This window comes from Aliivibrio finisterrensis (genome assembly GCF_008933155.1).
Lineage (GTDB): Bacteria > Pseudomonadota > Gammaproteobacteria > Enterobacterales > Vibrionaceae > Aliivibrio > Aliivibrio finisterrensis.
Genome location: NZ_WBVP01000050.1, coordinates 1 through 2,178, shown reverse-complemented (window position 1 = coordinate 2,178; position 2,178 = coordinate 1). Strand labels below are relative to the sequence as shown.

1 pseudogene is annotated in these 2,178 nt (G+C 44.0%); it reads right to left on the bottom strand.

The window, feature by feature from the left end:
* Positions 1 to 2,178 (bottom strand): annotated as a pseudogene (locus F8B77_RS17600) (hypothetical protein); the annotation flags it as partial.

Here is a 2,178-nt window from a genome sequence, read left to right as displayed (position 1 = left end):
GACGTTATTGCCAACGTCTGCAGCAATCAAGGCTCTGTAGTACGCATGATTATTCGCATCAAGCGCGGTTAAGCCCATCACACTGCTTAAATCCGAGAAGCTTAGGTTGCTGGCATCATTAGTATTCGCGGATCCTACAACCTTCGTCAGCGCATTAACTGATGCATTCACCTCATCAATCAAGGTTTGAACCTCGGCAACAGAAGCAAAGTTACCAACAAGGACAAACTCCGCGTTGTATTGGGTCATATTCGCCGTCACAATGTCGGTGAATTCTCCGCTATCAATGAGAACTGACTCACTCACTGTTTGGTTACTGGCAATAAGCGTATTGATATCATCAATAATGGTGATCAGCGAGGCAACATGATCCAATGCCAAACTGTCACTCTCCATGCCATCATTGCTGAGTAAATCGACAAAGGTTGTGGCATCAATGCGGCTTGGTAGTGCAATGTATCGCTTAGTCGTCGTGTGGTCACTCACAGGATGGAAGAAGAAGGTCAATTCATTGATGTTCACGTCCGTTACTTCAATGACACTTGTCAACGTATAATTGCTGTCAACTTCATACAAGGTATGCGCTTCATTGCTAACCAATTGTAGATAAATATAGGTCTTATTATCATAGCTTGAGCTAGCAGTCGTTGCTGGAGCGGAGATGTCATACATAGGATAAACGCCTTCTCCTGCTATATTCGCAAGTAAGACTGTCACATCAAAGTCATGGTGAGACCACGCTGTATCAGCAAAACAGCCATAACTACTGCTTTTGTAATCAGCACCCACCGCAAGGTATAAAGTATGAGCGTATTCGCTGTTATCCGGCCCATTACAACCACCTGATGATTGTCCCGTTGACCAATTTAGTGACACATCGCTAGAACGCACGGTCTTATCGCCAGGTAAAGTCACACTACCGACCTCTAAAATACCGTCACGGGTATACGTCCCCGAAGCCGGATCGTCGAGGCTTAAGATAGTATCACTTGTTGTGCCACCTGAGCCGCCACCACTACTATCTGTACTGCCACTACCTAATGTATTGTAAGTGCCAGACGTATCTATTGTGACACCTGACATGTCTGTACCTACTGGCACCATCACAATATAAACGTCTGAAGTGATTTCATTGAACTTACGGTCAATAAAGACAAAGCCATTTAGATCAAAGTCCGTACCCGCAATATCCATCACTTTAGCATAGGTCCAACCATTGTTTACTCGTACCATTTGATACAAAGTATAATTAGCAGGCACAACTTTAATAAACAGTTTGGTTGGGTTAATTAAGAAAGCAGTAGGAGGCGTTGTCGCAGGCGAAATAAGGTAGTGTGGTAAGGATCCCAATACAGGGCTCACCGTGGTCGCTACCATGTAATCGGTATAAGCATAAGACGGAACTTTGTAGCACATGTTATTATTGGTGCTGTCCGGGTTAGATTGAACTAAATAGATAACTTCATGCTTATCGCCTTCACTTGGCCCATCGTCACAAAAATCGTTAATTACAGTACCGTCAATCCCGCTCAGTACTGAACTTGATAAGACAGGAAGCGTCGTTTGAACATTATCTTCGGTTCCATCACCATCCAAGTCGGTATCAATACTATTCACAGTACCGTCGTTATCGGTATCCAAATTACCTCGATATACTGGGTCATTAGGATCATTGGCAGCATAACCGCTATTCAGTTCAGTGATGTTATTGATGCCATCCCCATCCAGATCCTCTTGGCTGTCATCGATGGCCACATTTAAGCCAAAGATGGTTTCCCATATGTCCACCATGGTATCGTTGTCACTGTCGATGCTTAAATCGACATCACTCGCATCAAGCGGGTCTAGACCATTTTCTGTTTCGACGATATCAGCAATGGAATCACTATCAGTATCTGACAATGGATCATTATCATCCACATCATAGATTCCGTACACACCATCTAAATCGCCATCATAAGCATTGGCATCAAGTGGATCAGTATTAGCAACAATTTCAGCTAAGTTGGTGAATCCATCTCCGTCACTGTCAACGTTTGCACCATCACTGTTATCGTTCGGGTTGAGGTTCCATGCCAATTCCAGAGCATCGCGTAGACCATCGCTATCGCTATCGGTCATTCCATCACTGTTATCATAAGGATTAAGACCGGCTTGTGTTTCATAACCATCAGGTAG